Source organism: Ruegeria sp. CDSC045 (assembly GCF_059610725.1).
This window is the reverse complement of sequence record NZ_JBXWOE010000016.1, coordinates 39116-62362: the sequence shown is the minus strand read 5'-3', so window position 1 is coordinate 62362 and position 23247 is coordinate 39116. Positions and strand designations below refer to the sequence as shown.

Sequence of the window (23247 nt, the reverse complement as noted above, 5' to 3'; positions counted from 1 at the left end):
AAATGATAAGCCGAAAGGCTCGCTCTAAGCATTATATGGGTCATCAATACCCAGTTTGCCAAGTATCTCCACCTCAACACCCTCCATCAGCGTGGCGTCGAGATCACGAATGTGATCATAACCCAGCAAATGCAACAGGCCGTGAACGATCAGATGTGTGACATGATCATCCATGTTTTTCCCTGCCTCTGCCGCCTCGCGAGCACAAGTATCATAAGAAATCGCGATATCGCCCAGAGCAATTTCCCCTGAGAAATCGGGTTCAGGGAGTATCGGAGTCTGCCCGGCGGAATCCGCAGCCAAATCTTCGGCTGGCCAGCTAAGCACATTGGTCGGTGACGCCTTTTCACGGAATTCCGTGTTCAACTGGGCGATCCGTGCATCGTCGCATCCCAGCAGGCTAACCTCACACAGGTCCGCATCAAGATCGCAATGATCCAAAACCGCCCTTGTGGCGCGCTCTGCCAAAAACTCGAGCCCGTCCCAGCGCGTGTCTTCAACCGATAGTTCCAGGTTCATGCCACCATGTCCAAAATCCCGATACCGGGACCCAGAAGATCAACCCGTTTCACGGCCCGTATCGGCCTCATACGCCTCGATGATCGCGGCGACAAGTGGGTGCCGGACAACATCCTTGGAGGTGAAATAGTTGAAGCTGATATTTGGTATCGTGCTCAACAGCCGTTCTGCATCCGCCAATCCCGACTGAACCCCGCGCGGCAGGTCAACCTGTGACCGGTCGCCTGTTATGACCATGCGGCTGCCTTCGCCCAAACGGGTCAGAAACATTTTCATCTGCATGGTCGTGGCGTTCTGCGCCTCATCCAGCACAACGAAGGCGTTCGCGAGCGTACGGCCACGCATGAACGCCAGAGGTGCAATCTCGATGCGCTTTTCCTCGATCAGCTTGGCCAGTTGTTTCCCGGGCAAAAAATCATTCAGCGCATCATAGAGCGGCTGCATATAGGGATCGACCTTGTCCTTCATGTCGCCAGGTAGATATCCCAGCTTTTCGCCCGCTTCGACGGCGGGACGACTGAGGATGATGCGGTCGACATGCCCGCCGATAAACATCGATACGCCAACGGCCACGGCCAGATAGGTCTTACCTGTGCCCGCCGGACCTATGCCAAAGGCCAGCTCATTGTTGAACAAGGACTGAACATAGACCTTCTGGGCGTCAGTACGCGGCTCGACCAGCTTTTTGCGGGTTTTGATCTCAACCGAACCACCCTTGAACATCTCAAGCTGATCGCCATCCCGGCTGCCGGTTCCTGTTTCCGACCCGCCCATGCGAAGTTCGCGGTCTACATCCGCTGCTTCTACGTCACGACCACCTTCCAGGCGGGTATACAGCGCTTGCAGAACTTCGATCGCCTGTTTTTGGGATTCGTCGTCACCCATGACAACCAGTTGGTTGCCACGGCGCACGATCTGTACGGTCAGCTTCTGTTCGATTTCGGTCAGGTTGCGGTCATATTCGCCGCAAAGATCTATCAATAACCGATTGTCTGGAAATTCAACAAACGCTTCCCGCTGGGGCGTTTCATTTTGCGGTGGGTTCAGGGCACCAATGGCCAATCCGCTCTCCTGTCTGGGCGTTTCACCCCAAGCGTAGACAACATTTCTTGGTGGGCGCAAGCCAGAGATTCAAATTTTCCGTACAGAATGGTAAAACCGCCGATCAAGTTGGAGGCACCGCGAACGTTCCATACAGGCAAACCTAGAACTGATAGTTCAGGCCAAACCGCAAACCACGGTAACGGGGCGTCGATTTGGTCGTAAACCCGTTGTCAAATTCGACGGTTTCAGAATCGAACCGGACGTATTCATATTCCCCAGTGATCGACCAGTTCTCATTCAATTTGTGCTCGGCGCCAATGCTGGCCGAGAACCCTTTTCGACTGTCTTTATCCTGAAAGGACTGGGTTGTTGCCCCGGATGTAATCGAACTGGTCGTGGTTATATCGCCATGCACGTAACCAACGGAAATAAAGTATAACACTCTGCCACTTGGGTTTGTCAGACCGTTCCGAAAGCGAATTGAGATGACATCCGAAATCTCTGAACCGCCATTGACGACCGAGGTTCCGATCTGCGTCGACACTTCATCGTCCAGAGATCCGAAATCATAGCCCAACTCGACCCCATAGACGTAGTCACGCCCGCCTTTTGCGGGCAGAAGACCGCGCCAACCGCCCCGAATACCACCGTAACTGCCGGTGAGGTCCAATTCGCCGACAGCGAACGTATCTGTAGGCGTCGTCAGGCCAAAGCGGTCCGAGCCGCTGGTCGAATAGCCGGCTGTCAAACCCAGATAGAAGGCGCTGACATCGCTGCCATACCGTGCTGACGATATTACCGGCGGTTCAGATAAATCCGGATCCAGATTCCCTGCGGCAGCGGAATTGAATACCGGAAACAACGCGGCCATTGCGGGAAGGGCAACCCTGATATTTGGCCCTGCACTAAATCTCAAAAGTTTCACTCGCACCCTCCGTCATCCCGATCCGACACCAGGATCAGCACTGATATGCCGTTTCAGGAGGCGTTAGCCTAGGTCCCGAAAAAACCTGACTTTTCTCGGAACATAATTCCAAGTGATAAATCAAGGGTAAATCTTGGAAACAAATACCAGCGATGGTATCCGCATCACAGATAAAGGACGGGTCAGAGCAACTGCCCCGCCAGAGAATTCGCACCTGATCCGGTGATCAAAACGTCCCGCAGCGCGCCGATTTCCACATCCGCGTCAGAGACGTGAACCGAATGAAGATATTCAGATTTTCCCACCATCTGTCCCGGCAACCGGCCGGTTTTTTCGAACAGAACGCGGACTTTGCGTCCAACCATGGCATCCTGAATTTCGCGCTGATGACGCGTGATCAATCCCTGCAGCCGCTGTAGGCGGTCATCCGCCACCCCAGGATCAACCTGAGACCGCTCGGCTGCAGGCGTTCCTGGGCGCGTCGAATACTTGAACGAATAGGCATAGCCGTATTTGACCTGCTCGACCAAATCCATGGTGGCCTGAAAATCTTGGTCGGTTTCTTCAGGGAACCCAACGATGAAATCACCAGACATGACAATATCCGGACGCGCAGCGCGGATACGCTCGATCAGACGCAAATAGCTCTCGGCTGTGTGACTGCGGTTCATTCGCTTCAGAATGCGATCCGAACCCGACTGGACCGGTAAATGAAGATAGGGCATCAGTTTTTCGCAGGTGCCGTGCGCCTCGATCAGGTCGTCGGCCATGTCATTCGGGTGCGACGTGGTAAAGCGGATGCGCTCTAGCCCGTCAACCTTGTTCAACTCCCAGATCAGTCCCGCCAGCGTCATGTCGCCGTTCGGTCCAGCACCGTGATAGGCGTTGACGTTCTGACCCAGCAGAGTGATCTCGCGCACGCCACGTTCGACCAGATCCTGTGCCTCGCGGACGATACGGTCCACCGGACGGCTGACTTCGGCGCCTCGGGTATAGGGCACGACACAAAAGGCACAGAATTTATCGCAGCCTTCCTGAACGGTCAGAAAAGCGGTGGGGCCACGTTTGGCTTTGGGACGATTCTTGAGCTTTTCGAACTTGTCTTCTTCGGGGAAATCCGTGTCCAGTGCCTTGGCACCATCGCGCGTCTTTGCTTCCATCTCAGGCAGACGGTGATAGCTTTGCGGGCCAACCACCAGATCGACCAGGGGTTGACGGCGCATGATTTCTTCGCCCTCGGCCTGCGCGACGCAGCCCGCGACCCCGATCTTGAGATCGGGTTTTTCGGCTTTCAACCCTTTGAAACGCCCCAGCTCGGAATAGACCTTTTCGGCTGCTTTTTCCCGGATGTGACAGGTGTTCAGCAGAATCATATCCGCGTCATCCGGGCTCTGGGTTTCGACATAGCCCTGCCCGCCCAGGGTCTCGGCCATACGCTCGCTGTCATAGACGTTCATCTGGCAACCATAGGTCTTGATGTACAGCTTTTTGGGTTCTGACATGGGGTTGGGCCTTTGCGTTCGCGGGATCGGCGTCATCTATACCCAACGAACGCCGCTTGCAATGCCAGCGCGATTACCCGATTTTGGCCGAAAACTCCAGTTGGACGGGGCCGGACAGGCAATGCAGTACGACAGTCTCACTTCTTTCCTTCAATCCGGCAAGGCCGCGTTGGCCAAAGGTCCGGTTGCGATGATCTTCGCCGAAGACGATGTCGAGATCGACGGCACCATCCGGCACCATCTGAACCTTGGCTTCAAATCACTGATCGTGTTCATGCCCGAAGCCTTTACGCTGGATTCTGAACTGACCGAGCGTATCCACAGAGTGACACTGACCTGCGCACCGAGAACCGTCGTCTTTGACACGGTTAATCAGGTCATCCGGGCCGCTCCTGACCATTGGATGTATTACTGCTATAACGCTGAATACCTGTTCTTCCCCTTCTGCGAAACACGCACGATCGGCGAGTTACTGGCCTTTCACACCGAAGAACGCCGGAACGCCATGCTAACCCATGTGATCGACCTGTATGCTGATGACCTGGGCGCGTTTCCAAACGGGGTTGCCCCTGACCAAGCCATGCTGGACAGCACCGGGTATTACGCACATGCCCGACACAACGCCGAAGGACACCCGCTGGAAAGACAGCTGGACATATCCGGCGGTTTGCGCTGGCGGTTCGAAGATCACATCCCCTATGAACGCCGCCGCATCGACAGAATCGGGTTGTTCAAATCGCGAAACGATCTGTTGTTACTGCCCGACCACACGTTCAATGAGCCCGAGTACAACACCTATTCCTGCCCCTGGCACCACAATCTGACGGCGGCGATCTGTTCCTTCCGCGCAGCCAAGGCGCTTAAAAGCAACGCGGGGTCGACCTTCGACATCCCCAGCTTCCGCTGGCGCAACTCAGCTCGGTTCCAGTGGTCATCCCAGCAGCTGCTGGAACTGGGGCTCATCGAATCGGGGCAGTGGTTCTAGGCAGTTCAGCGTCGCAGCAGAACCGGGAACCAATCTTCCCGCAAACGCTGCCCGGGCTGCATGTCGTGGCCCGGAAACGGAGGCGAAGTGCGCCCCGGACGTTCCACATATCGCGCATCCTCCCCAACCAACCGCAAGGAAAAAGCACGGCGGCGGCTGTCAGACTGGTTTCCACGCGCGCCATGCAGCGTACGGTAGTTGAAGGCAACCGCGTCACCGGGTTCCATTTCGAATTCAACCACCCTCATACCTTCGGCATCGGGGTCGGGAATGGGGATGTACTGGCCTTCATCCGCGAAAAACCCTTCTTCCGAGACCCAACGCGTGGGCAGAACCTCTTTCTCCCATCTATGTGAACCTGCCACACAACGAAGGGTGGCCTGTGTCACCGGGTCCAATGGCGACCAGAAACTGATCGTCTGACTGCCCTCGACGAAATAGTATGGCCCATCCTGGTGCCACGGCGTTGCCATCGACGTGCCTGGTTCTTTCACCAGAACATGGTCATGGAACATTTGTACGGTTTGCGACTGCATCAGATCCGCTGCGACCTCGGCTGCCGGTGAATTGTGGATCACGTTCTGGAACTGTTCGATACGCGACCAGTTGCAGTAATCATCAAAGAACAGACCGGTTTCGCCCTGTTTTTGGTTGTCCGACGCATATGGTCCGGGTTCAGCCATATTGACCGCGATGCCGTCACGCAGCGTATCCACGTAGTCGGCAAACAAACCTTTGATCAGAACCACGCCGTCCTGTTGGTATGTGTCAATCATCTCTTGCGTAACCAGGGGGTGAGCCATCTGTGCCTCCGTTCGAATTTAACCTGAATTTGCTCATGAGATTTTCATCTATTCAAATAATATCTTTGAAATGTATAGTTAACTTTATGTTATACGTTACCCTACGCCAATATGAATATGTCTGCGCCATCGGACGGCATGGCAGCCTGTCTGCTGCAGCGTTGCATCTAAATGTTTCGCAGCCAGCTCTGTCGAATGCGCTAACCCGGGTCGAAGACCAGTTGGGCTATCCGCTGTTTATCCGAAAGCGCGGAGCGGCCATGGCGCTGACACCGCAGGGACGCAGCTTTATTGAAAACGCCGAGGCCCTGCTGACACGTGCCGCACGTTTGGAAAATTCTGGAACAGACGGGACCGCAACCACGCGCCTGCGTCTGGGCTGTTTCGACGACCTCGCGCCTTTCCTGCTGGCAAAAGCTCTGCATAGCCTGCGACAGAACATGCCCGAAGTTGATATCACGTATCGCGTAGACGAGTTTCAGGGCCTGATTTCCGGCCTCGTCAATGGTGAGATCGACCTTGCGCTGACCTATGGTCTAACGCTGGATGCCGCCTTTTCCACCACCACCTTGTTCACCAACCGACCCATCGCAGTCATGTCAGAAGGCCATCCGCTAGCCCATCATGCACAGGTGTCATTGCACGATATCGTGGCCCACCCGCTGATCCTGTCGAACGAGGGGCTCTCTGCGCAGCATTTCCTTGGTCTGTTCCGTCAACTCGGACAGAACCCAACTGTCGCACATCGGGCCGCGTCGCCCGAGATCCAACGCAGCCTCGCGGCGCATGGCGAAGGCGTTGCCATCAGCTATGCCAACATTCCTGCCAAGACCAGCTATGACGGGATGCCGTTGGTCAGCATACCTGTGTCAGATGAAATCGCAGCAGAACCCGTTGTTGTGGCACGGCATGGAACAGGCCCTATAGATTCGCATAGCGAAAAGGCACAGGACATCCTGACCGGACTGATGACGTAAGTTTACTTTTTACGCAGACGGATCACAACGTCGACCGACGCGATCTCAACCCCTTCAGGCGCTTCCGGCAGTCGCTGGATGACCAGCTGTTCGGACGGAGCATCGCTGAGCCGGCCCTCATCTTCCCAATAGAAATGCGGATGATCATGCGTGTTGGTGTCGAAATAGCTTTTCGATCCGTCAACGGTAATTTCCTGCAGAACCCCGGCATCGCAAAAGGCGCGCAACGTGTTGTAAACCGTCGCCAGAGAAACAGCATCTCCGTTCTGTTTGGCCGATTCAAACAGGCTTTCGGCGGTGACGTGGCGATGGCGGCCATCACCGACCAGCAGCTCTGCCAATGCTACGCGCTGACGCGTCGGACGCAATCCGGCGTGAACCAACCAACCTGTGGCTATGCTCTGGCAATCTGCTGTCATCAGTCCAATACCAATTTGTTGCTGAGGTATATATAAGTGCTGTAGTCAGGTAATTTCAAATGAATTTCATTCGCAGAGAATAATGTAAACACAACATGATGTAGGCCACTGCTCTTGCAGGACCTTGCATACGGGTGCTAGACGAGACCAAATTAGATGGAAAGACCCCTGGCAGGAGAGGCGCAGAATGGCCCAATTCCCAAGCAGCTTTGACAAGGACGATCTGCTGAAATGCGCCCGCGGCGAACTATTCGGCCCCGGGAACGCACAGTTGCCCGCCCCGCCGATGTTGATGATGGATCGGATCACCGAGATTTCGGCCGATGGTGGCGCCCATGGCAAAGGTCATATTCTTGCTGAATTCGACATTACGCCCGACCTTTGGTTCTTTGATTGCCATTTCCCCGGCAACCCGATCATGCCCGGCTGCTTGGGCCTGGACGGTTTGTGGCAGCTGACCGGATTCAACCTGGGCTGGCGCGGCTGGAAAGGGCGCGGCATGGCCGTTGGAGTGGGCGAGGTCAAGCTGACAGGTATGGTACGCCCGGACCGCAAGATGCTGACCTATAAAATCGACTTCAAGAAAGCGATCCAGACCCGCCGCCTGACTATGGGTGTCGCAGATGGTATCGTCGAAGCCGACGGTGAGATGATTTACGATGTCAAGGACATGAAAGTAGTTCTGTCCGAAGCCTGAGCCTGACCGGCCCCAAATAAGGAGCACGCACATGCGTCGAGTAGTTGTCACCGGCTTGGGAGTTGTCTCTTCCATCGGGAACAATGCCGAAGAGGTTCTGACCTCACTCAAGGCCGGCAAGTCCGGCATCGTGGCCAATGACCAGATGGTCGAACATGGCTTTCGCAGCCAGATCGCCGGGTCGCTCAAAATCGACGTTAGCGAACATGTGGACAAGCGCACCCTGCGCTTTATGGGTCCCGGAGCGGCCTATGCGCATATCGCGATGAGCCAGGCGATTGCCGATTCAGGATTGACCGAAGACCAGGTTGCCAACCCACGTACCGGCCTTGTCGCCGGATCGGGCGGACCGTCGACCAGCGCCATGCTGACCGCACATCAGACCGTGCTGAAAAACGGCGCGACCAAGCGGATCGGCCCGTTTGCAGTTCCTAAATGCATGTGCTCAACCATTTCGGCCAACCTTGCGACCGCCTTCAAGATCAAGGGCATCAATTACTCGATCACTTCGGCCTGTTCGACCTCGTTGCATTGCATCGGCAATGCCGCAGAGCAGATCATGATGGGCAAACAAGATATAATGTTCGCGGGCGGCGGGGAAGAGCTGGACTGGACCTTGTCCTGTCTGTTCGATGCAATGGGTGCCATGTCGTCGAAATACAACGATACGCCCGAAAAAGCTTCTCGTGCATTCGACCAAGACCGCGACGGGTTCGTGATATCCGGCGGAGGCGGTATTGTCGTGCTGGAATATCTGGAACACGCATTGGCACGCGGCGCCAAAATCTATGCTGAAGTGACGGGTTTTGCAGCAACCTCCGACGGTCACGACATGGTAGCCCCCTCTGGCGAAGGTGGCGAACGCGCCATGCGTCTGGCGCTGGACACCCTGCCCGAAGGCCGCAAGGTCGACTACATCAATGCCCATGGCACCTCGACCCCGGTCGGAGATGTCGGTGAAGTCGAAGCTGTGCGCCGTATTTTTGGCGAGGGTAGCGTGCCGCCGATTTCCTCGACCAAGTCGATGACAGGTCACGCACAAGGTGCGGCTGGCGCGCTGGAGGCTATTTTCTGCCTTTTGATGCTGGAACATGATTTTATAACGCCGTCGATCAACGTCGACACGCTTGCCGAGGGCATCCAGCCCGGAGAAATTGCAACTCAGCTAGTTGAAAATGCAGGTTTGGACAGCGTCATGACCAACAGCTTCGGCTTTGGTGGGACGAACGGGTCCATGGTTCTTTCAAAGTATAACGGGTGAATGGAATGTCAGATCTAATGAAAGGCAAACGCGGCCTCGTTATGGGCGTGGCGAATGACCGTTCGATCGCATGGGGCATCGCAAAGGCCATGCACGAAGCGGGCGCCGAATTGGCATTCACCTATCAGGGCGAGGCATTCGGAAAGCGGCTGGAACCGTTGGCGCAGAGCCTTGGCAGCGATTTCATGGTCGATGCGGACGTCACCGATGACGAGTCGTTAGATCGCGCTTTTGACGAGCTTGCCCAGCGCTGGCCCACCATAGATTTTGTTGTCCACGCCGTCGCCTATTCTGACAAATCCGAGCTCACAGGCCGGTTCCTGGACACCAGCCGGGCGAATTTCAAGAATTCGATGGATATTTCGGCCTATTCGCTGATCGAAGTGGCCCGCCGCGCCTATCCGATGATGAAAGAAAACGGCGGTACGATCCTGACGCTGACCTATCAGGGGTCTAACCGGGTTGTGCCCAACTACAACGTAATGGGTGTGGCCAAAGCTGCGCTGGAATCAGCGACCCGTTATCTGGCCAACGATCTTGGACCTGACGGAATCCGGGTGAACGCAATCTCTCCGGGTCCGATGAAAACACTGGCCGGTGCGGCCATCGGTGGGGCCCGCAAGACCTTCAAGTTCTGCGACCAGAACGCTCCAATGCGCAGCAATGCCACGCTTGAGGCTGTCGGCGGCACCGCGGTTTATCTGGCTTCGGATGCGGGGGCATGCACCTCGGGCGAAGTTATTCGTGTTGATGGTGGCTTCCACGTTCTGGGAATGCCTCAACCGGACCATATGTGACCATTTCTTTCCCTGTCAGTGCCAAGATTTGACCATCTTTCGCAGGCAGGGATAGTTGCATGAACAAAGCAGAGCAAATCATCGCCAGCAGCAAGCGGGTTTCCCGCCAAAAACCGGGTTTTCTGGGGTTTAAGGGCCGCGTCGTCTTGATGACCCTAACAATGCTGCTGATGCTGTTTGTATTCTTCACTCAGCCGCATGTACGCGAGATCTTTGCATCATGGACCAGCCTGTTTTCAGGCTGATCCAGATCACGAAACTCAATTCACCGAAACCACTTCGATTTCGAAAATCAGGTCCCTTCCGGCCAGAGGATGGTTCGCGTCTAGCGTGACGGTCACCTCATCAGCCTCGACAACAGTTACCGGCAATGCGTGCCCTTCGGGCGTTTGCATCTGCAACTGGGTGCCGGGTTCAAGCGGGATGTCGTCCGGAATACCTTCGCGTGGAATGCTCTGACGCATTTCGGGATTGATCGGCCCATAAGCATCAACGCAGGCGATCTCGACACGTTTTTTGTCCCCGGCCACCAGACCAGGCATTGCACTGTCCAATCCGGGAATAATCTGCCCGGACCCCACCTCGAATTCCAGTGGATCGCGCCCTTGTGAACTGTCAAAGACATTCCCGTCCTGCAACGTACCGGTATAGTGGATGCGAACTGTGTCGCCCTGTTTTATCGCTGTCATTTTGGCCTCCGGCCGATAGAAAATTGAGCGGTCAAACCTAGGCAATGAAGCAACATTGTAAACCCTTAGCACTTTTGCAAACCTGCACCGAATGAACGGAGGGGAATTGATGCCGATCACAACCTGCATTTTTGATGCATACGGCACGTTGTTCGATGTGGCCGCAGCCGCAAGGCAAGCTGCATCAGAACCCGGCTTTGAGGCGTTACAGCAGAAATGGCCGGATCTGGCCAATCACTGGCGCCTGAAACAGTTGCAATACACCTGGCTGCGTGCGGTGGCCGATGCACATGCAGATTTTTGGGACGTCACCCAAGACGGTCTGGATTGGGCACTAGAGGCAACGGGGCTGGACCAGCACCCGGCCCTACGCCAGCGCCTGCTTGATCTCTACTGGGAATTGCAGGCCTATCCCGAGGTTCCCGAAATGCTGGCCACCCTGAAGGCCGGCGGGATGCAGACTGCGATCTTGTCGAACGGATCACCGCCGATGCTGGATGGTGCGGTTCAATCCGCAGGTATAAGCGGCGTTCTGGATGATATTCTGTCGGTCGAAAGCGTCGGCGTCTTCAAACCGCATGCCAAGGTTTATGATCTGGTCGCGCAGAGCTTCGGCTGCGAGCGCGACGAAGTCTTGTTCGTCAGCTCAAATGGCTGGGACGCGGCGGGGGCCAGTGGCTATGGTTTCGTCACCGCCTGGGTCAACCGTGCGAACGAACCAATGGATCGATTGCCATGGCAGCCAACGCATGTACTGTCCGACCTGACATCCATTCCGGAACTTGCAGGACTCTGATGCCCTTTTTTTCGACCAACGACGGCAAACGCCTCTATTTCGAAGACACCGGCAGCGGCAGGCCGGTTCTGTGTCTGGCAGGCCTTACCCGAAACAGCCGGGATTTCTCATTTCTTGCCCCGCACATGACCGATTGGCGGATGATCGCGATGGATTATCGCGGGCGCGGGCAATCCGAGCATGACTCGGATCACGGGAACTATAGCCTGTTACGCGAATCTCAAGACGTGATTGATCTGCTGGATCATCTTGGCCTGGATCAGGTGACCGTGATTGGGACCTCACGTGGAGGCCTGATCGCGATGACCTTGGCCACCACCCACCCAAAGCGGCTGGCGGCTGTTGTGCTCAATGATGTTGGTCCGGTCTTTAACCCATCGGGCATCGCCAAAATAATGGAATATGTCGGCAAGCAACCGGTCTCGAAAACCTATGACGAGGCCGCGCAGGCGCTTCAGCACATGATGGGCCCGCAGTTTCCAGGGATTTCGCTGGAAAGATGGCGGCAGATGGCTGAATTTCAAAATCAGGAAACGACAGAAGGTTTGACCCTGCGCTATGATCCGGCCCTGCGCACAGCGCTGCTGGAACAGGCCGCAGCCGGGGCAATCCCGGATATGTGGATTTTCTTCGAGGCCCTGCACGACATCCCAACGGGTGTCATTCGCGGTGAAAATTCCGATCTTCTGAGCGCGCAGACATTGGCCGAGATGCAGAACCGGCATCCGGGGTTGATCTCGGCTACCGTGCCCGATCGCGGACACGTGCCGTTTCTGGACGAACCTCAATCATTGGGCGTTATTCGCAAAGTACTGGACGCGGCATGAGCACACTTGAAATGATCGAAGCCGCAGCCCTGCGTCTGCAAGGGCACGTCAGAGAAACACCAATCCTGACCTCTCCGTTTTTGGATGAAATCGCGGGACGCCGCGTGTTGGTAAAACCGGAATGCCTGCAGCACACCGGCAGTTTCAAGTTTCGCGGGGCGTGGTCGGCCATTTCGGGCCTCAGTGAAGCAGACCGAAAGAAAGGTGTGATCGCCTATTCCTCGGGCAATCATGCTCAGGGCGTGGCTTATGCCGCCGCACAGCATGGTATTTCGGCTGTTATCATCATGCCCTCGGATGCCCCAAAGCTCAAAATCGACAACACGCGCGCGCTGGAGGCCGAGGTGGTTCTGTACGACCGCGCCAATGAAAGCCGCGAAGAGATCGGCGAAGCCCTGGCATCCGAGCGCGGCCTGACCTTGATCCGCCCCTATGATGAGCCGCTGGTGATCGCCGGACAAGGCACAACCGGGCTGGAAATCGCGCGCCAGGCGGCTGTGCTGGGCGTCGAACAGGCTGATGTGCTGGTCTGTTGCGGCGGCGGGGGGCTGACCTCGGGTATTGCGCTTGCGCTAGAGGGGCACGCACCCGGTCTGCGCGCCCGCCCCTGCGAGCCCGAAGGGTTTGACGACGTCAAACGCTCGTTGGCACTGGGACGAATACAGAACAACGCGGCCACATCTGGCAATATCTGCGACGCCATTCTGACCCCGCAACCCGGCGACATCACCTTTCCGATCCTGCAACGGCTGTGCGGTCCCGGCCTGTCTGTGACCGAAGAAGAGGCGATGCGCGCCATGGCTTTGGCCTTTCTGCGCCTGAAGATCGTGCTGGAACCGGGCGGTGCGGTTTCCCTGGCCGCAGCGCTGTTTCGCAGGTCCGAAATTCAAGGAGACGCCGTTATCATTGTCGCATCGGGTGGCAATGCGGACCCGGACGTTTTTGCCAAAGCTATGGAGTTCCTGACCTGACAACCGCCGTCGGTTCCGGCAGCGTGTCAGTTCAGCATGCAAAGACTGAGGATTTTTATGCAGATAGCTGACCTTGGGGATGTACAGCTTCATTACCGGATCGACGGCGACCCACAAGGCGCGCCGATCGTGTTCGCGAACTCGCTGGGCACCGATCTGCACCTGTGGGATGCGATGCTGCCATACCTGCCTGATGGGCTGCGAGTCATTCGATACGACAAACGCGGGCATGGCCTGTCCTCGGCGCCTCAGGCGCCCTATTCGATGGGGGCGCTGATCCGCGATGCCGAAGGCCTTCTGGATCACCTAAAGGTCCGAGATTGCGTTTTTGTCGGTCTGTCCATCGGCGGGATGATCGCGCAAGGTCTGGCCGTCAAACGCCTGGATTTGATTCGCGGGCTGGTTCTGTCAAATACAGCGGCCAAAATAGCCACCCCGGCGATTTGGGCGGACCGTATGGAAGCCGTCCGGATCGGCGGCATCGAAATGTTAGCCGACTCAACTATGGAGCGCTGGTTCTCGCGGGCTTTCCACGCGTCGCCCCAGCACCTGCTATGGCGCAACATGATGGTGCGGCAACCTGTTGAAGGATATCTGGGATGTTGCGCCGCCATTTCCGGAACAGATTTTTACACGCCGACAAGTGGCCTGCGTTTGCCGACTTTGGGCATTGCGGGCAGTGAGGATGGCTCTACCCCGCCGGATCTAGTAAAAGAAACCATTGATCTAATTCCCGGTGCCCGTTTCGAATTGATACGCAAAGCGGGCCATCTGCCTTGCGTCGAACGACCCATTGAATACGCGGCGCTACTAAAAGACTTTTTGACTGGCATCGGTCATATCTGAAGGAGCATTGCTTTGGCGGATTTTCTGTTGGTCCATGGCTCATGCCATGGTGCCTGGTGTTGGAGAGATTTGATCCCAGCACTTGAAACACGCGGCCATTCGGTCCGCGCAATTGATATGCCCAGCCACGGATCTGACCCGACGTCGATCGACCAGGTGACCCTGGACAGTTGCCGGAACGCCGTTCTGGCTGCGAGCAGATCGGATACGATCATCGTCGGCCATTCTTGGGGGGGATACCCCATTAGTGCCGCCGCCGAATTGAGACCGGATGCGATGCGCGGACTTGTTTTCCTGTCCGCCTACGTCCCCGAGAACGGATTGTCGATGGTCGAGATGCGCCGGAAATCACCGCGGCAAACAATAGTTGATGCCGTCGAAAAATCGACTGACGGGCTGTCCTATACGGTCAAACCCGAAAGCGTGAAGGCCTTGTTTTACCACGACTGCCCGGAAGAGGTCCTGCTTTATGCGCTGGCTCGGCTTTGCCCGCAGGCCATTGCACCTCAGGAGACACGGCTTACCCTGACAGCACATTTTCAGGATATGCCCAAAGCATATATCCGAACACTCGACGACCATACCATCCCGCCTGAATACCAGCACATCATGAGCCTCAGCATGCCCGAGGGAATGCGCCATTCCATCCAAAGCTCTCATTCGCCATTCTTTTCGCACCCTGAAAAACTGACCGATCTATTGGACGACATCGCGCAGGGCTTTGATACTCTTGACTGATCTGCGAAATCTTGCGGCTTTCCTCTGAACCTGACCCCCGATAGGGTGCCCGAAACTTTCTTTGTCGGTTCCCATGCGCTTACCTTTCCTGTTTGTTCTTGCCACTGTCATGATTGATGCAATGGGGATTGGCCTTGTGCTGCCCATTATGCCCGAGCTCATTATTGATGTTCAGGGTGGTACGCTGGCCAGCGCGGCGATCTGGGGCGGCGTCCTAAGCACCGCTTTTGCAGCGATGCAATTTATCTTTGGACCGATCCTGGGCAACCTGTCTGACGCTTTCGGGCGCAGGGGGGTATTGTTGGTATCTCTGTTTGTTATGTCGTTGGACTATGTGGTCATGGCGCTTGCTGGCAGTATCTGGCTATTACTTGCCGGTCGGATCGTCGGCGGGATCACAGCCGCAACTCATTCCACCGCCGCGGCGTTCATGGCGGATGTGTCGAAACCCCACGAAAAAGCTGCGAATTTCGGTCTGTTAGGGGCGGCATTCGGGGTTGGCTTTGTCCTGGGTCCGGTCATCGGCGGATTGCTGAGCGAATATGGGACCCGTGCGCCCTTCTGGGCTGCCGCAGCGCTTTCGGCCATAACATTCGGCGTCGGTTTGATGGTGATGCCTGAAACGGTGACCGATAAGAACCGGCGCCCGTTCAGCCTGCGCCGCGCTAACCCCGTGAATTCACTGCGTGCCATCGCGGCGCTGCCGGGGATCCGTCCGATGTTGTGGGTCTATTTCCTCTATTCTGTCTCAATCTATGTCTATCCGGCCATTTGGGCCTATTTCACCGCCGAGCGTTTTGGATGGTCACCCCAGATGATTGGTGTGTCGCTGGGTCTTTACGGAATTGGAATGGCCGCGGTTCAGGGCGGATTGATACGCCCCGCCACACGTTATCTCGGCGAACGCGTAACAATCCTTCTCGGGATGGTGTTCGAGATTGTCAGCTTTTTGCTTCTGGCTTTTCTGACCAATGGAATAATCGCGCTGATGCTGATCCCGATCACGGCTATCGGCGCAGTCGCAACCCCGGCAATCCAGGCTCTGGCCTCGCGCGCAACACCAGATTCGCAACAAGGAGAGCTTCAGGGCGTGCTAACTTCACTGCACGCGCTTTCCATGGTGATTTCCCCTCTGGTCATGAGCAGCGTATTTGCCTGGTTCGCAAAGCCCGGCACCGCCATCTATTTTCCCGGCGCGCCGTTTCTTCTGGCCATGTGCCTTATGATTGTCGGCCTTATCCTCTTTTACAGATCTCGCCCCATTTCTGCATAACAACGACATGACGATGACGGTTTCGGCCTTGCAGGGCATTCCGAACCGCGCCACCGTGATTCAAACCGAATACGAGGACAACATGCAATCCATCAAGGCGGCCGTATGTCGGGCATTCGACAAACCCCTGGTCATAGAAGACGTGCTGATCGCCCCGCCCGCCGCCGGCGAAGTCGAGGTCACCCTGGATGCAGTTGCGATCTGCCATTCCGACATTTCTTTCGCCAGCGGCGCCTGGGGTGGATTCCTGCCCGCTGTATATGGCCATGAGGCCGCGGGTGTGATCACCGCAACGGGCGGCATGACCGAAGGGTTCGAGGTTGGCGATTCCATCGTGGTGACGCTGATCCGTGCATGCGGTTCCTGCCCCTCCTGCGCGGGTGGCAAGCCAACCTTATGTGAAACACCCCACGACACTGTAAAAGGTCCGTTGCGCACCGCTGACGGGGGGCCGCTGGAGCAGGCAATGGCGTGCGGGGCTTTTGCCGAAAAAGTCGTGGTCAGCCACCGGCAGATCGTGAAAATCCCCGAGGACATGCCAAAGGATGTGGCCAGTCTGCTGTCTTGCGGGGTGATCACCGGTGTGGGCGCTGCCGTGAATGCAGCCGGTCTGCGCGCGGGTCAGGATGTCGTCGTGATCGGGGCCGGAGGCGTTGGCCTGAACGCCATACAAGGCGCACGGATTGCGGGTGCCCGTCGCATCGTTGCGGTCGACATGACCGAGGACAAACTGGCCATTGCAAAGGAATTTGGTGCAACCCACGGCGTTCTGGCCACTTTGGACGCACCATGGAAGGCAGCTTACCGCGCACTTGGCGGTCGAGGGGCCGATGCCGTGCTGATCACAGTCGGTGCGATCCCGGCCTATGACCAGGCCGTTCGCTATCTTGGCCGAGGCGGTAAGGCCATCATGATCGGGATGCCCCATTCCGGCGACATGGCAAGCTATGAACCTGTTGTCCTGGCCGCACTTGGTCAGGGGCTGATCGGGTCAAAGATGGGGGATGTGGTGATCCAACGTGATATTCCCTGGATGATCGACCTGTATGAACAGGGGCGGCTGAGGCTGGATGAACTGATCTCGGGCCGCTGGTCCTTGTCGCAAATCAACGAGGCGATTGCGGATACCAAAACCGGATCGGCCAAACGAAACGTCATCATGTTTGACAGGGCCTAAGCAGCCCCGGCTGGAGTATATCCTATGAAACTGCAGGATCTCGATATCATTGTCACGGCCCCCCCTGCTCCGGGTTGGGGTGGCCGGTACTGGATACTGGTAAAGGTTACTACCGACACAGGCGTCACCGGTTGGGGCGAATGCTATGCCTCATCCATTGGACCTGAAGCTATGTGTCACGTAATCCGGGATGTCTTTGAACGGCATATGCTCGGCGAGAACCCCGAGAATATCGAGCTTATGTTCCGCCGCGTCTATTCCAGCGGCTTTACCCAGCGCCCCGACCTGACCGTAATGGGTGCGTTTTCAGGGTTGGAAATCGCGTGTTGGGACATTCTGGGTAAAGATCGCGACCGTCCGGTTTATGCGCTTTTGGGTGGGCTGGTTAATCAACGCATCCGGGCCTACACCTACCTTTACCCCCTGCCCCAGCATGACCTGGCCGACTTTTGGACTTCGCCCGACCAGGCCGCGGAATGTGCAGCTGAAATGGTGAGCCGCGGCTTCACGGCAGTAAAATTTGATCCCGCTGGTCCCTACACGATCCGTGGCGGGCATATGCCTGCTATGTCCGACATCTCGATGTCAGTTGCCTTTTGCAAAGCGATCCGTGAAGCGGTCGGCGACAGGGCCGACCTGTTGTTTGGCACCCACGGTCAGTTCAACACCGCAGGCGCAATCCGGCTGGGTCAGGCGCTGGAACCCTATTCACCGCTTTGGTTCGAAGAACCTACCCCACCTGACATGATCGAAGACATGGCCCGCGTCGCTCGCAACGTGCGAATACCCGTGGCAACCGGGGAACGCATGACCACCAAAGCCGAATTCGGTGCAGTTTTGCGCGCAGGTGCTGCAGAAATCCTGCAACCCGCCCTTGGGCGTGCAGGTGGGATATGGGAGATGAAGAAAGTCGCAGCCATGGCCGAGATATTCAACGCCCAGATGGCTCCGCATCTCTATGCTGGTCCAGTTGAATGGGCCGCCAACATCCATCTGGCAGCCTCAATCCCAAATCTGCTGTTGCTGGAAACCATTGATACGCCGTATCACGACGCTTTGATCAAAGGTTCACTGCGCGTTGAAAATGGCTTTGTCGTGGCACCGAATGCGCCAGGGTTGGGGATCGAAGTGGACGAAGATATGGCCCGCTCACACCCCTATACCGGCGATGGGTTGCACCTTCAGATGCAGGAAGAACCTTGCGACTATGCCAACGGCAACGCCTTTCAGGGCGGTGCCCCTGCTGCAAAGGGGTGACAAGTACTGAAATTCTGAGTCATATTGCGCCAAAGCCAAGTTTGGAACCTATACGCGCGTGACAGTTCAAGACCACGAAACACTGAATACGGACGAAACTCCGCCCGGCATGCAGGAAAGTGCAGCACGTGCCGCCGCGTACCTGAAGACGCTGGCGCATGAAGGCCGCCTGATGATTTTGTGCCATCTGGGTGATGGCGAGAAATCGGTTGGTGAGCTGGAAAAACTGCTGCAAATCCGGCAAGCCGCAGTCAGTCAGATGTTGGCGCGCCTACGAGAAGAACAGCTGGTGTCGACACGGCGCGATGGCAAAACCATCTACTATTCCCTGCAAGACGGAAATACAGCGAAAGTCATCCAGCTGCTATACGACCTGTTCTGCAAACCTGAAGCCAACCCCTAGTTCGAAACATAGCCGGCGATCACCTGCATCAGCTTGAAAGCGGTTGCGGCATCGTTTTCGACCACGGCCAGGAATTCTTCCTCACCGATACGCAGACAAGACAGGTCGGTTTCCGCAATCATGCTCAGGGCGCGGGGTTCCTTTCGGATCAACCCCAACTCTCCGACCAATGCGCCGGAGCCAACCGTTGCGATCAGTTGATCGGGACCTTCTGATTGCGGCAAATACAGGCCTGCCTCGCCTTCCAAAACGACATAGGCCCCATCGGTGGGCTGGTCGTCTTTCAGGAACACCACCTCTCCCGGTTGGGCCTGGAACCAGCGCGCACCAAATGCCAGAAGGCGCAGCTGTCTGCGGTCAAGACCGGAAAACAGCGGCGTCTGTTCCAGCGCACGAAGCTTGCGCGCCAAATCGGCTGATGCTGCGCTATCTTCTTCCACGTCGGCGGGTCCTTCGTCTGAAACCACACGACCTTGCCTTATTTCTATGAACATGTCGAATACGTCAGGGTTTTCGTACTGATCGTTCAGATAAATCACCGTCGCATTTGGCAATAGGGCGCGCAGGTTCTTATAGACCGCAATCTGAGTTTCCATGTCATAGCTTGCCAAGGCATTATCAAGGATCAGAATGTCGGGTTTCTTGATCGTAGCCCGCGTAAAGGCCAAAGGTTCGGCGAAAACCGCAGGCAGGTTCTGCCCGCCCAGCGAGACCGGTACATCGTAAATCAGCTCGACCACCAAAGGTCGGGCTCCGTTTTCAGAAAGGACATCAACGATCAGCTTACGGACCTCATCTGATCGCGCGCCGCCGATCTGGCTGACCTTACCGAACAAAGCGTTCTCCATCACGGTCAGACCGGGGGCAAACTCGGTTTCCTTCAGCGGTACGAAGACATCATTCAGATGTTGCAGCAGTTTTTCGGAGTGGCTTTGCCGCAATTCAAGTATGCGGTTTTTCAATTCATCCGTAAACGCGGGACCAATCTGTTCAGCCGAGATGACAAACGGAACCGCCAAAAGGTTGGCCAGTTGCCCATCATCCAGACCGCTGACACCTTCGTTTCGGGTGCGCTCTACCAGTTCGACTGCAGCTTCGTAGACTTCGGCCTGCAGGCCAAGCTTGCGGAACAACGGGTGGTCCGTGCCGTCCAACCCAAAGATCTGGCGCAACATATCAATGACATCGCGCGTCAGGCTGACCAGGGTTTCGTCCAAGCCCAGCTCGCGCAGCTGGCCCAGAAACACGCCCTGACGGGTCAGTATTTCCTGAGTGACCGGAACGCAGGGTGTCGCGAAAAGCAGGTTTTCCGCGACCGGCAAGGCCGCATTATATGCATTGCGGTCAAAGATCAGAGCCTGCTGTTGCAGCCCAGCCTTGACCACCGCCTCCTGAACTTTGGGCCGTAGTTCAACCAGTTTTCTGACCAACTCGGGGTGCTCGTTGGCTTCGAATGTCTGTTCAGCACCGCGCTGAAACAGGGCAGCGCCCGAACCTAGACCGTCGATCAGTTGTAACCACCAGTCGCGCAGGTCTTCCACGGTGTTCAAACCAGCCAGCGACGGGTCCAGCCAATCAACTCTAAACGGGTCGGTACTGTTGCCCGCTCGTCTTGTTTCAGCAAAGCCGGGGTCGTCTGATTCTGTCGACAGAGGACGAAGACGCATCGGCATCATCACATTGTCGCCCAAAGTTCCCTGAAACATAACCGGTCGCGATGAGGCAAAACCGATCCGCGCAGCAATGACTCCCTGATGCAGCTTTGACAAATCTTCCTGCCCGACCGTTACCCTGCCGGAACTGGGCAGGATCTCTCGGGTCAGCAATTCCGAAACCGCGCGCCGGTCTTCTTCGCTGGGCGCAGCGATTCCGATGGTTTTACCGCCTGGGAATGTCAGATCGAGGTCGTCCAGAACCAGATTCCCGTCCATGTCACGAACAGACGCATGTTTCAGAACAATATCCCCGTCCAGCCTGGGATGTTTGTCGGGCTCGCCCTCGAACAGGCTTTCGTCCTGCATTCCAGAGGGCGCAAAGCGTTCGATCACAACATCCCAGCGCAAGGACATATCTTGTGTCTGATTGTAATAGGTCAGCAACTCTTTCCAAGGCGAACTGAGATCCTTGTAAGCCGCCAAAGCCGCAACCAACGCACCCAACGAGACCGAGCCCTGCAAGACCAGAATGCCGCCAACCAGATAGAAAAGGAATGGGGTAAGCTGCGAAATGAAGTTGTTGATGAACTTCATAAAGAACTTTTTCTGGTAGATATCGAAGCGGATTTCAAACAACCGGCCCAGCTGATCCGAGATCATTGCCCGGCGATACCGCCAGCCACCATTTGCCCGCAGCGTTGACGCACCTGCTGCGTTTTCACCGATCTGTGCAGCCAGCACGCGCACTTCCTGGATGCGGCTTTTGTTCAACAGATTGATCTGGCGCTGCAGCTTTGGGATCAACCATGCCTGTAACGGGATCAGGGAAACGGCAGCAAGCCCGAACCAAAAGCTCTGTAGGAACAGGAAGGACAGGATCGTGATCATCTGTCCCGCCTGCAATACCGGCTGGCTGATCGCATCGCCCATCAGCCCACCCATCGGCTCGCTTTCAGCGGTGATCATCGACACCATTTCGCCTTGGCTGACCCGTTCGAAATAGGGTTGCGGAAATCTCAAGGCGCGGCTGATCATCTGATAACGGAATCGGCGCAGCATCCGTTCGCTCAGGACGCCTTTCATGGTGTTGATACGCATTTTCATCAAACCATGCGCCAGAACGGCGAGCAGAAACCCAATGCATAATATGATCAGAAAATTCGTTTGCGACAGGCTGTAGCCCAGCACATCAACAACAGGGGTCGCAGCCCCGATCGCGTCATTGATGATGCGCTTGGGCAGTTCCAGCGTCAGGTAAAGCAGCGGAAACAAAGACGTGGTTACGGCCAGCAAAATCAGCTGGTCGCGCTTTGAATATTTCCAGATAAAACGGAAAATCGTGCGTTCTATGGAACCTGCCCCTGCTGCGGATCACTGACCCGGTCTTTACGAAATTCTCGTAAATTCCACAGTCTGAATTTACCGCAATCAAGCCTGCAGACGCAAATAGTTTCCGAATTGAACAGATATTTGCCGAATGTGAACAAGTTCATTTGCGCAACCTCACATTAGCCCCTACTGTTCGCTTTAGGACGATATCGGGAGGAGTCTTTTGCCTGCCACATTAGGCACTGTGTTATTGATGCTCTGCTTATTGCAGATCAAACATATGTTTGCAGATTTTTACCTCCAGACGCCCAAGATGCTGTCAGGCCGGGGTGAGTATTTTCACTGGGGACGCGCGCAACATGCTGCTGTGCATGTTGTTGGTTCGGTATTGGTTTTTTTGGTTTTCGGCGCTCCGCTGCCGTTTATCCTGATCATTGCCGCGCTAGAGTGGATAGTTCATTTCAACATCGATTTTGCCAAAGCCAGCTATTCCGACAAAAAACAGCTTATGCCGACTCAGGCAGCCTTTTGGCGGGCAGCCGGGCTGGATCAGTGCATGCATAATCTGACCTATGTGGCAATGGTCTGGGCCTGGGCGACATTCGCGGCCTGAACCAGAAATACCACAGCAATTCAGAGCTGAGAGGCCGATGGATAGAGCGATAGCCACCGTTGGTCCAAGGCATCAATCTTCTGCGGGTCGAACTCGGTCTCAACCTCCCAGTACCGTCCAGACTCCACGAAATATCCAAGATCCGACTCCGACCGTATGATCTCAGCCATCCCCGATGTAGAAGGCATCTCGACCGAAGACAAATCTTCGCTGTCGACCGAGGGGTAAACCAGTCGGCTTGGCCCTTCGGACAATCGCACTGTGCGACAGCCCTGCGCCGCAGCAAACAATCCTAGTCGCGCCGACTTCGCCTCGAGCAGTCGCAAGGTCACATCGGGTCGCAACGGATCTGCGGCTCCGTTGCCGTAGAAATGTGTCCGACCCTGTCCGGAATATATCATATCGCAACCGCAATAAGCCAGAACCGAGGGCTGTAATGCAGACAAAGCCCAGTATCCGGCGGTAAAGGCCATCGTTCCCCCGGCATAGACAAATCCACCGAAACCGTTCTGTATCGGAACGTATTCATTTGCAGTGACTATACGCTGAATGTCACTGACAGATGTGGGCATGTTCTTGGTCGGGAAATCCTCGGGGTGGATCAGAAAATCCCAGTCTGCGCGGACCCGCCAGGCATTGTTGATAGCGACGATATGCGTGAACGGCGTACGCGCCCAGTCCCGCGCACGCAGCGCGGTGGGGGCGCTGCCGAGGATCAGAACCTTGTTCTTCGATTTGGTCATT

At 56.2% G+C, this 23247-nt stretch carries 25 protein-coding genes; 16 read left to right on the top strand and 9 right to left on the bottom strand.

Annotation, left to right across the window (positions count from 1 at the left end; translation table 11 throughout):
• Nucleotides 1-24: 24 nt before the first annotated feature.
• From ybeY to miaB, 4 genes are all read right to left on the bottom strand, one after another.
• A complete protein-coding gene (gene ybeY / locus AC2FH6_RS20810) occupies nucleotides 25-519 on the bottom strand; it encodes an rRNA maturation RNase YbeY (protein ID WP_282022278.1) in 495 nt (164 codons plus the stop codon).
• A gap of 39 nt (nucleotides 520-558) precedes the next feature.
• A complete protein-coding gene (locus AC2FH6_RS20805; RefSeq protein ID WP_142639428.1) occupies nucleotides 559-1581 on the bottom strand; it encodes a PhoH family protein in 1023 nt (340 codons plus the stop codon).
• A gap of 142 nt (nucleotides 1582-1723) precedes the next feature.
• Complete coding sequence (locus AC2FH6_RS20800) at nucleotides 1724-2488, bottom strand: outer membrane protein (RefSeq protein WP_496704102.1); 765 nt, start codon at nucleotides 2486-2488, stop codon at nucleotides 1724-1726.
• A 182-nt stretch (nucleotides 2489-2670) separates the two neighbouring features.
• On the bottom strand, nucleotides 2671-3990 hold the full coding sequence (gene miaB, locus AC2FH6_RS20795; protein ID WP_496704101.1) for a tRNA (N6-isopentenyl adenosine(37)-C2)-methylthiotransferase MiaB: 1320 nt from the start codon (nucleotides 3988-3990) through the stop codon (nucleotides 2671-2673).
• A gap of 121 nt (nucleotides 3991-4111) precedes the next feature.
• On the opposite strand from miaB, the gene AC2FH6_RS20790 reads away from it, so the two are divergent.
• The gene (locus AC2FH6_RS20790; protein ID WP_496704114.1) at nucleotides 4112-4975 is read left to right on the top strand and encodes a glycosyltransferase family protein; all 864 of its coding nucleotides are present in this window, start codon (nucleotides 4112-4114) and stop codon (nucleotides 4973-4975) included.
• A gap of 5 nt (nucleotides 4976-4980) precedes the next feature.
• On the opposite strand, the gene AC2FH6_RS20785 is transcribed toward AC2FH6_RS20790, so the two are convergent.
• Nucleotides 4981-5778, bottom strand: coding sequence for a phytanoyl-CoA dioxygenase family protein (locus tag AC2FH6_RS20785; protein WP_496704100.1), 798 nt, complete (start codon nucleotides 5776-5778; stop codon nucleotides 4981-4983).
• Nucleotides 5779-5864: 86 nt separating this feature from the next.
• On the opposite strand from AC2FH6_RS20785, the gene AC2FH6_RS20780 reads away from it, so the two are divergent.
• Nucleotides 5865-6755 carry a LysR family transcriptional regulator gene (locus AC2FH6_RS20780; protein ID WP_496704099.1) on the top strand — a complete coding sequence of 297 codons (891 nt, stop codon included), beginning with the start codon at nucleotides 5865-5867 and terminating at the stop codon, nucleotides 6753-6755.
• Between the two features lie 2 nt (nucleotides 6756-6757).
• Here the strand turns inward: AC2FH6_RS20780 and irrA are convergent, their stop codons facing one another.
• On the bottom strand, nucleotides 6758-7174 hold the full coding sequence (gene irrA, locus AC2FH6_RS20775; protein WP_496704098.1) for an iron response transcriptional regulator IrrA: 417 nt from the start codon (nucleotides 7172-7174) through the stop codon (nucleotides 6758-6760).
• Between the two features lie 187 nt (nucleotides 7175-7361).
• Here irrA and fabA point away from each other — a divergent pair, with 187 nt between their 5' ends.
• The 4 genes from fabA to AC2FH6_RS20755 are packed head-to-tail and all read left to right on the top strand — an operon-like array spanning nucleotide 7362 to nucleotide 10174.
• Entirely contained in the window at nucleotides 7362-7871 is a 510-nt protein-coding gene (gene fabA, locus AC2FH6_RS20770; protein ID WP_496704097.1) for a bifunctional 3-hydroxydecanoyl-ACP dehydratase/trans-2-decenoyl-ACP isomerase, read from the top strand.
• Between the two features lie 31 nt (nucleotides 7872-7902).
• Nucleotides 7903-9132, top strand: coding sequence for a beta-ketoacyl-ACP synthase I (gene fabB, locus AC2FH6_RS20765; protein WP_496704096.1), 1230 nt, complete (start codon nucleotides 7903-7905; stop codon nucleotides 9130-9132).
• Between the two features lie 5 nt (nucleotides 9133-9137).
• Nucleotides 9138-9929: an enoyl-ACP reductase FabI gene (locus AC2FH6_RS20760; RefSeq protein ID WP_142639415.1), complete on the top strand. Its 792-nt coding sequence runs from the start codon at nucleotides 9138-9140 to the stop codon at nucleotides 9927-9929.
• A gap of 59 nt (nucleotides 9930-9988) precedes the next feature.
• On the top strand, nucleotides 9989-10174 hold the full coding sequence (locus AC2FH6_RS20755) for a hypothetical protein (protein ID WP_496692941.1): 186 nt from the start codon (nucleotides 9989-9991) through the stop codon (nucleotides 10172-10174).
• A gap of 15 nt (nucleotides 10175-10189) precedes the next feature.
• Here AC2FH6_RS20755 and AC2FH6_RS20750 read toward each other — a convergent pair whose 3' ends face one another.
• Nucleotides 10190-10618, bottom strand: a complete 429-nt coding sequence (locus AC2FH6_RS20750; RefSeq protein WP_142639411.1) for an FKBP-type peptidyl-prolyl cis-trans isomerase — start codon at nucleotides 10616-10618, stop codon at nucleotides 10190-10192.
• 109 nt (nucleotides 10619-10727) lie between these two features.
• On the opposite strand from AC2FH6_RS20750, the gene AC2FH6_RS20745 reads away from it, so the two are divergent.
• The 9 genes from AC2FH6_RS20745 to AC2FH6_RS20705 all read left to right on the top strand — a co-directional run bounded on the left by AC2FH6_RS20745 (nucleotide 10728) and on the right by AC2FH6_RS20705 (nucleotide 18906).
• A complete protein-coding gene (locus AC2FH6_RS20745) occupies nucleotides 10728-11414 on the top strand; it encodes a haloacid dehalogenase type II (protein WP_496704095.1) in 687 nt (228 codons plus the stop codon).
• Nucleotides 11414-12241: an alpha/beta fold hydrolase gene (locus tag AC2FH6_RS20740; RefSeq protein WP_496704094.1), complete on the top strand. Its 828-nt coding sequence runs from the start codon at nucleotides 11414-11416 to the stop codon at nucleotides 12239-12241. Before AC2FH6_RS20745 ends, AC2FH6_RS20740 begins: the two co-directional genes overlap by 1 nt.
• Nucleotides 12238-13212, top strand: coding sequence for a threonine ammonia-lyase (locus tag AC2FH6_RS20735; protein ID WP_282022271.1), 975 nt, complete (start codon nucleotides 12238-12240; stop codon nucleotides 13210-13212). Before AC2FH6_RS20740 ends, AC2FH6_RS20735 begins: the two co-directional genes overlap by 4 nt.
• A gap of 57 nt (nucleotides 13213-13269) precedes the next feature.
• A complete protein-coding gene (gene pcaD, locus AC2FH6_RS20730) occupies nucleotides 13270-14058 on the top strand; it encodes a 3-oxoadipate enol-lactonase (protein WP_282022270.1) in 789 nt (262 codons plus the stop codon).
• A 12-nt stretch (nucleotides 14059-14070) separates the two neighbouring features.
• A complete protein-coding gene (locus AC2FH6_RS20725) occupies nucleotides 14071-14796 on the top strand; it encodes an alpha/beta fold hydrolase (RefSeq protein WP_496704093.1) in 726 nt (241 codons plus the stop codon).
• A gap of 73 nt (nucleotides 14797-14869) precedes the next feature.
• Nucleotides 14870-16069, top strand: coding sequence for a TCR/Tet family MFS transporter (locus tag AC2FH6_RS20720; protein WP_496690370.1), 1200 nt, complete (start codon nucleotides 14870-14872; stop codon nucleotides 16067-16069).
• 82 nt (nucleotides 16070-16151) lie between these two features.
• A complete protein-coding gene (locus tag AC2FH6_RS20715) occupies nucleotides 16152-17246 on the top strand; it encodes a zinc-binding dehydrogenase (protein ID WP_496704113.1) in 1095 nt (364 codons plus the stop codon).
• Between the two features lie 24 nt (nucleotides 17247-17270).
• Entirely contained in the window at nucleotides 17271-18503 is a 1233-nt protein-coding gene (locus tag AC2FH6_RS20710) for a mandelate racemase/muconate lactonizing enzyme family protein (protein ID WP_496704092.1), read from the top strand.
• Between the two features lie 109 nt (nucleotides 18504-18612).
• Nucleotides 18613-18906: an ArsR/SmtB family transcription factor gene (locus tag AC2FH6_RS20705; RefSeq protein WP_142639497.1), complete on the top strand. Its 294-nt coding sequence runs from the start codon at nucleotides 18613-18615 to the stop codon at nucleotides 18904-18906.
• On the opposite strand, the gene AC2FH6_RS20700 is transcribed toward AC2FH6_RS20705, so the two are convergent.
• Nucleotides 18903-21899, bottom strand: coding sequence for an ABC transporter transmembrane domain-containing protein (locus AC2FH6_RS20700; RefSeq protein ID WP_496692964.1), 2997 nt, complete (start codon nucleotides 21897-21899; stop codon nucleotides 18903-18905). The genes AC2FH6_RS20705 and AC2FH6_RS20700 overlap by 4 nt on opposite strands.
• A gap of 244 nt (nucleotides 21900-22143) precedes the next feature.
• Between AC2FH6_RS20700 and AC2FH6_RS20695 the strand changes: the two genes are divergently transcribed.
• Nucleotides 22144-22503: a DUF3307 domain-containing protein gene (locus AC2FH6_RS20695; RefSeq protein ID WP_496692932.1), complete on the top strand. Its 360-nt coding sequence runs from the start codon at nucleotides 22144-22146 to the stop codon at nucleotides 22501-22503.
• A 20-nt stretch (nucleotides 22504-22523) separates the two neighbouring features.
• Here the strand turns inward: AC2FH6_RS20695 and AC2FH6_RS20690 are convergent, their stop codons facing one another.
• Nucleotides 22524-23246, bottom strand: a complete 723-nt coding sequence (locus AC2FH6_RS20690; RefSeq protein WP_496692931.1) for a hypothetical protein — start codon at nucleotides 23244-23246, stop codon at nucleotides 22524-22526.
• Between the last annotated feature and the right edge of the window lies 1 nt (nucleotide 23247).